Here is a 6,462-nt window from a genome sequence, read left to right as displayed (position 1 = left end):
CGCGAGGTATCTCTGGCTCTCCGGGCTGCGCAGGCAACGCACCGCCTCGAACGCCTCCGCCCGATGCCGGGTGGTGGTGGCCACCGCCAGGTTCAGCCCGCCGATGGTGACCTTCGCCGGCCGCCCGGGCCGCACTTGCGGGTACGGCGCGAAGCCGAGCACCTTCTTGCTGGCGTCGTAGGCGATCTGGAACTGTTCGTCGGTCGGCGCGAACGAGCCGACGGCATCGATGCTGCCGGCCAGGTCGGGGAGTCGATTCAACGGGAGGAACGGCACCCCGCCCTGCACCGCGTTGTCCAGGATGGACGGCAGCACGAACGGCCAGTTCACCTCCAGCGCGGCCTTGCCCTGCTCCAGGGCGAGCCGCGCGGTGCCCTCGTCGGTCTGGGTGACCGACGGGTCGGCGCCCGGCGCGGTGGCGACGGTCTTCATGATCCGCAACGCCTCGACGGTGGCCGCCCGGTGCTCGGGCGTGTCGGTGAGCGTGACGGTCTTGCCGTCGTCGCCGAGCACCCGGCCACCGGCGCTGGCCAGCAGCGTGTTGAACCACACCACCAGACCTTCGTACCGCTTGGCCTGCACCGCGATCCAGCTCGGCTCGCCGGCGGCCCGCAGCCGGGCCGCCTCGGCGACCATGGCGTCCCAGGTGGCCGGCGGCCCGGCCATCAGATCGGTTCGGTACCAGAGCAGCTGGGTGTTCGTGGCGACCGGGGCGGCGTAGAGCCGGTGCTGCCAGCGCGCGGTCTCCAGCGGGCCCGACAACGTGTCGGCGGTGGCGTCGGCCTCGGCACGGCCGAGCGGATCGTCGGCGAGCGGCAGCACCCAGCCGGCTTCGGCGAACTCGGCGGTCCACACCACGTCCAGCCCCATCACGTCCAGGGTGCGGTCGTTGCCGGTGAGCCGCCGGGCCAGTTGCAGCCGCTGGTCGTCGGCGGCCCGGGGCATGCTGAACGGCCGGATGGTGAACCGGCCGCCGACCTTCCCGGAGCAGCGCTCGGCGATCGCGGTGAACGTCGCGGTGTCGCTGGCCGAGGTGTACAGGCTGATCACCACGCCGGGCGGCGCCGAACCGCAGCCCGACACCGCCGACACGGCGGTGATCGCCGCCAGCACCAGCGAGCGCCGCCGCCGTCGTGCGGACCGGACGACGGTCAAAGTTTCAGCTTCGCCAGCAGATCCCGCCCCTGCTCGGCACCCTGCTGATCACACAGCACGTCGTAGCGTCCGGCGACCAGCTGCATCGTCGAACTGAAATCCCTGGTGCCCCTTGCCATCGCATACGGCACCGCGGAGGTGATCAGGCCGAAGAACACCCCGGCGACCAGGCCGGTGAGCAGCGCCCCGGACGGGTTGGGGGTGACCAGCGACAGGATCAGCCCGATGAACAGGCCCAGCCAGGCGCCGGTGGCCACCCCGCCGCCGAGCACCTTCGGCCAGGTCAGCCGGCCGGTCACCCGTTCCACCTGCATCAGGTCCACCCCGACGATGGTCACCTGCTGCACCGGGAACTGCTGATCGGAGAGGTAGTCCACCGCGCGCTGCGCCTCGGCGTAGGTGGGATAGGACCCGATCGGCCAGCCCTTGGGCGGAGTCGGCAATCGCGGGCCCGGCCGGGCCGCGGGGATGGCGCCGGGTATCGGTTCGGGTGCACCTGGGTCAGTCATCACATCTCCCTCTCTGTTGCGGACAGGCTATCCAGCCGGTCGCGGCCGCGCACCATGTTGTCGCCACGCCGCGCGCCGCCGGCTGCATCACCAGCGGGTACGGTTGAACGCCATGACGCCGCCGCACCGCCCCGACGTTCCGGGTGACCCGGGCGACGAGGCGAAGGACGGCCACAACAGCTTCGCCGCGCCTGATTTTTCGCCGCCGATCGTCGACTACCCGGAAGATCAGCCGCCGCAGCCGTGGGGCCACCCACCGGCCGCGTTCCCGCCGCCACCGCCGTACCCGGGCGCGCCACCGTACCCGCCCCCGCCACCGCCGTACCCGGGCGCACCGCCGGGGTGGGTGCCGCCGTATCCGCTCGGCTATCCGCCGTATGGCCCCCCGCCCCGGCCGGAGACCTCCGGGATGGCGATCACGTCACTGACCATCTCGGGGCTGTCCATCGTGTTCGGGCCGCTGCTGGCCTGGGCGCTGATCGGCTTCGCCATGCCGATCATCGGCGTCGCGCTCGGCGCCGCCGCGCTCGGCCAGATCCAGCGGACCGGGCAGGGCGGCCGCGGGCTGGCGATCGCCGGCATCGTCGTCGGCGCCGGCGTGCTCTGCCTGCTGATCGCCGGCGTCGTGCTGTTCTTCTTTGCCGCCACCCACCCGCACTACGACCTGCTGACGGGGGGATTCGACGCGATGGTCAGTCGCCGGCCGGTGGGCTGAACGGCTCGGCCTGGCGCCGCATCCCGGCCGCCCGGCCCTTCGCCGCGACCACCAGCGCCATCTTGCGGCTGGCCTCGTCGAGCATCTCGTCGCCGAGCATCACCGCACCGCGGGCGCCACCGGCCTGCGAGGTGTGCCAGGCGTAGGCCTCCAGGATCAACTCGGCGTGATCGAACTCGCCCTGGCGCGGGCTGAAGATCTCGTTGCCGGCGGCGATCTGGTCGGGGTGCAGCACCCATTTCCCGTCGTAGCCCAGCGCCGCCGACCGTCCCGCCACCCGGCGGAACGCCTCGACGTCGCGGACCTTCAGGTACGGCCCGTCGACCGCGGCGATACCGTGCGCCCGGGCCGCGACCAGGATCGTCATCAGCACGTGATGGTAGGCGTCGCCCTCGGTGTAGCCCTCGGGCTGTTCGCCGACCTCCAGGGTGCGGGTGTTCAGGCTGGCCATCAGGTCGGCCGGCCCCAGCACCAGCGCCTGCACCCGGGGCGCGGCGGCGATCGCGTCGATGTTGGTCAAGCCGCGGGCGTCCTCGATCTGGGCGTCGATCCCGATCCCGCCGGCCGGCAGCCCGTGCACCGTCTCCAGCTGGGTCAGCAGCAGGTCCAGCGCCTGCACGTGTGACGCGTCGGAGACCTTGGGCAACACCACCACGTCCAGTCGAGCGCCCGGCGCGGCACCGACCGCCGACACCACCTCGATCAGGTCGGCGTGCGTCCACGGGGTGGTCCAGTCGTTGACCCGCACCCCGAGCAGCGGGGCCGGCCAACCCGGGGTCGCCAACGCGGCGGCCACCTGCGCCCGGGCCGCGGCCTTGGCGGCCGGCGCGACGGCGTCCTCCAGATCGAGGAAGACCTGGTCGGCGCCGAGGCCTTTCGCTTTGTCGATCATTTTCTGGCTGCTGCCCGGAACCGAAAGACAGGTCCGCCGGGGCCGATACGCGTTGGTCACCTAATCACTCCTACCCTTTCAACCATGGCGTCGACACACAGGGTGTTCGCAGCCCGGCTGGCCCGGATGCTGGTGCTCGGCCCGGTCGGCGAATCCGTCGGCCGGGTCCGCGACGTGGTGATCAGCATGAGCATTGTGCGCCAGCAACCCCGGGCGCTCGGCCTCGTCGTCGAACTCCCAACCCGCAGACGGATTTTCGTTCCCATTCTGCGGGTCGCGGCGATCGAACCGAACGCCGTGGCGCTCAACACCGGCAACGTGTCGCTGCGCCGGTTCAGCCAGCGGCCCGGCGAGGTGCTGGTGCTCGGCCAGGTGCTGGACACCAAGGTTCAGGTGATCGACCCGGAGCTGCCCGAACTGGCCGGCGTCGACGTGACGATCACCGACCTGGGCCTCGAGCAGAGCCGCACCCGCGACTGGATGGTGACCCGGTTCGCCGTCCGGCATTCCCGGCGGCTGGGCCGACGGCCCGCCGTCCACGTCGTCGACTGGCACAACGTGCAGGGCCTCACCCCGTCGGCGCTGGCCATGCCCGGGCAGGGTGTCGCCCAGCTGCTGCAGCAGTTCGAGGGGTGGCGGCCGATCGAGGTCGCCGACGCGATCCGCGAGCTGCCCCCCAAGCGGCGCTACGAGGTGGCCAAGGCGCTAGACAACGACCGGCTCGCCGACATCCTGCAGGAGCTCCCCGAGGAGCGGCAGGCCGCCATGCTGGGCCAGCTGGGCACCGACCGGGCCGCCGACGTGCTGGAGAAGATGGATCCCGACGACGCCGCCGACCTGCTCGGCGCGATGAACCCCAGCGAAGCCGAGGCGCTGCTGGCCCGGATGGACCCCGACGACTCCGACCCGGTGCGCCGGCTGCTGGAACACTCCCCGGACACCGCGGGCGGGCTGATGACCACCAACCCGGTGGTGCTGACCCCGGACACCTCGGTCGCCGAGGCGCTGGCCCGGGTCCGCGACCCCGACCTCACCCCGGCGCTGTCGTCGGTGGTGTTCGTGGCCCGCTCGCCGACCGCCACCCCGACCGGCCGCTACCTGGGCAGCGTGCCGTTGCAGCGGCTGCTGCGCGAGGCGCCGGCCGAGCTGGTCGGCGGGATCGTCGACACCGACCTGCCCGCGCTGCACCCGGAGGTGTCGCTGGCCGCGCTGACCCGCTACTTCGCCGCCTACAACCTGATCTGCGGACCGGTGCTCGACGAGCAGAATCACCTGCTGGGCGCGGTGACCGTGGACGACGTGCTGGATCATCTGCTGCCGCACGACTGGCGAGAACAGAACACCGAGCCGGAGCTGAATCGAGCGGGGGGCCAGTCGTGACCGACCGATCCGGATGGCAGCGGCTGAGCACCCCGCGTACGTCGCGCCGGCCCGGCCTGCGGGTGGACCCCGAGGCGCTCGGCCGGATCACCGAGTCGGTGGCCCGGTTCTTCGGAACCGGGCGCTACCTGGCGATCCAGACGCTGGTGGTGCTGGTCTGGATCGTGCTGAACGTCTACGCGATCCGGCTGCGCTGGGACCCGTATCCGTTCATCCTGCTCAACCTGGCGTTCTCCACCCAGGCCGCCTACGCGGCGCCGCTGATCCTGCTGGCCCAGAACCGGCAGGAGAACCGGGACCGGGTCAGCCTCGAGGAGGATCGCCGGCGGGCCGCGCAGACCAAGGCCGACACCGAATACCTGGCCCGGGAGCTGGCGGCACTGCGGCTCGCCGTGGGCGAGGTCGCCACCCGCGACTACCTGCACCACGCCCTGGAGGACCTTCGGGAACTGCTCAAGCGCCTACCGGACGAGCCAGCGGCCGACGAGTAGCGCCCGGTGCGGTGGCGGCGAACCACAGAGTGCAATACCTATCACTGGGGCCACAGCAATTATGTATGGTGACCTAGTTCACCGAGTTCCACCGCGACGAACAACTGGAGACAGCCGAGTGCGTACCGGAGGCGACGCGAGCAGCACGGACCGCACCGAGGTGCGGCACCGGCTGGCCAGTCGCATCACACACACGCCGGTCTTCGGGCTGGCGGTGATCACGCCGCTGGTGTTCGCCGGTGCCGTCGGTGCCACACCCCGGACTCCGCCGGCCAGCCTGCCGGTGCGCGATGCCGCGGTGGCACCGCTGGCCGCCGTCGCACCCGCCCCGGCTCCGGAACACCGCTCGTCCGGCCCGTCCGTGGTCGCCGTCGCGCGGCCACCGGCGACCGTGCGCATCGCGGCCGGGTCGACGTCGGCGCCGCCCCCGTCACCGGTGGTGTACGCCCCGGGCGCGCTGCAGATCCCGCAGCTGGCGCTGGCGGCATACCAGAACGCCGAACGGCGGATGGCCGCCGCGGAGCCGGAGTGCGGGGTCAGCTGGAACCTGCTGGCCGGAATCGGCCGCATCGAGTCGCTGCACGCCAACGGCGGAGCCACCGATTCCCGGGGCACCGCGCTGCAGCCGATCTACGGGCCGACGCTGGACGGCTCGCTCCCCGACAACGAGGTCGTCGTCCAGAGCAGCACGGCGGAACGGGTGGTCTACGCCCGCGCGATGGGTCCGATGCAGTTCCTGCCCGGCACCTGGTCGCGGTACGCGGTCGACGGTGACGGCGACGGCCGGGCCGACCCGCAGAACCTCTACGACGCCACCCTGGCGGCGGCGCGCTACCTGTGCAGCGGCGGGCTGAACCTACGGGACCAGTCACAGGTGCTGACCGCGATCCTGCGATACAACAACTCGATGCCGTACGCGCGCAACGTGCTGGGCTGGGCCGCCGCGTACGCCACCGGCGTCACACCGGTCGACCTGCCGCCGATCACCGGGCCGGCGCCGACGATCGTCGACACGCATCTGGACGTTCCGCCGGGGATCGGGCCGGGCATGGACCACCACGGGCGGCTCGGGGTGCCGACGACGGACCCGCTGGCGACGGTGCCGCTGATCGACTTCAGCCAGCAGTCACCGAACAACCTGCCCAACTGGCTCACCAACCTGCCGTGGCTGCAGCAGTCGCAGCGACTTCCGTCGCTGCCGACCCGGTCGCAGACCTGCACGGTGATCTGCATCGAGCCGCAGGCCGGCGCGCCGGTGCCGCCGTACGCGGCCGCGCCGGATGCACCCGCGGGTCCGCTGCCGCCGGCGGCGCCGAACCC

General features: G+C 72.2%; 7 protein-coding genes. 4 read left to right on the top strand and 3 right to left on the bottom strand.

Annotated features, from left to right (window positions below):
- Positions 1 to 1,155, bottom strand: a 1,155-nt coding sequence (locus AC2VNT_RS09800) for an extracellular solute-binding protein (RefSeq protein WP_486946672.1), incomplete at its 3' end; no start/stop codon positions are given.
- The gene (locus tag AC2VNT_RS09795; RefSeq protein WP_486946671.1) at positions 1,152 to 1,664 is read right to left on the bottom strand and encodes a YflT domain-containing protein; all 513 of its coding nucleotides are present in this window, start codon (positions 1,662 to 1,664) and stop codon (positions 1,152 to 1,154) included. The genes AC2VNT_RS09795 and AC2VNT_RS09800, both read right to left, overlap by 4 nt.
- A 112-nt stretch (positions 1,665 to 1,776) precedes the next feature.
- On the opposite strand from AC2VNT_RS09795, the gene AC2VNT_RS09790 reads away from it, so the two are divergent.
- On the top strand, positions 1,777 to 2,379 hold the full coding sequence (locus tag AC2VNT_RS09790) for a DUF4190 domain-containing protein (protein ID WP_486946670.1): 603 nt from the start codon (positions 1,777 to 1,779) through the stop codon (positions 2,377 to 2,379).
- Here the strand turns inward: AC2VNT_RS09790 and AC2VNT_RS09785 are convergent.
- Entirely contained in the window at positions 2,357 to 3,331 is a 975-nt protein-coding gene (locus tag AC2VNT_RS09785) for an HpcH/HpaI aldolase/citrate lyase family protein (protein ID WP_486946669.1), read from the bottom strand. The genes AC2VNT_RS09790 and AC2VNT_RS09785 overlap by 23 nt on opposite strands.
- Before the next feature lie 24 nt (positions 3,332 to 3,355).
- On the opposite strand from AC2VNT_RS09785, the gene AC2VNT_RS09780 reads away from it, so the two are divergent.
- From AC2VNT_RS09780 to AC2VNT_RS09770, 3 genes are all read left to right on the top strand, one after another.
- The gene (locus AC2VNT_RS09780) at positions 3,356 to 4,651 is read left to right on the top strand and encodes a magnesium transporter MgtE N-terminal domain-containing protein (protein ID WP_486946668.1); all 1,296 of its coding nucleotides are present in this window, start codon (positions 3,356 to 3,358) and stop codon (positions 4,649 to 4,651) included.
- Entirely contained in the window at positions 4,648 to 5,142 is a 495-nt protein-coding gene (locus tag AC2VNT_RS09775) for a DUF1003 domain-containing protein (protein WP_486946667.1), read from the top strand. The genes AC2VNT_RS09780 and AC2VNT_RS09775 overlap by 4 nt, the downstream gene beginning before the upstream one ends.
- 118 nt (positions 5,143 to 5,260) lie before the next feature.
- A partial coding sequence (locus AC2VNT_RS09770; RefSeq protein WP_486946666.1) for a lytic transglycosylase domain-containing protein occupies positions 5,261 to 6,462 on the top strand: 1,202 nt, incomplete at its 3' end.

The sequence above is a fragment of the Mycobacterium sp. TH-M15 genome, from assembly GCF_057473705.1.
Note: the sequence above shows the minus strand (reverse complement) of the source record. Positions and strands in the feature narration are given on the sequence as shown.

Coding starts and splice junctions, on each gene's coding strand:
- AC2VNT_RS09790 (WP_486946670.1), top strand. CDS start 1,777: ATGACGCCGCCGCACCGCCCCGACGTTCCGGGTGACCCGGGCGACGAG.
- AC2VNT_RS09795 (WP_486946671.1), bottom strand. CDS start 1,664: ATGACTGACCCAGGTGCACCCGAACCGATACCCGGCGCCATCCCCGCG.
- AC2VNT_RS09780 (WP_486946668.1), top strand. CDS start 3,356: ATGGCGTCGACACACAGGGTGTTCGCAGCCCGGCTGGCCCGGATGCTG.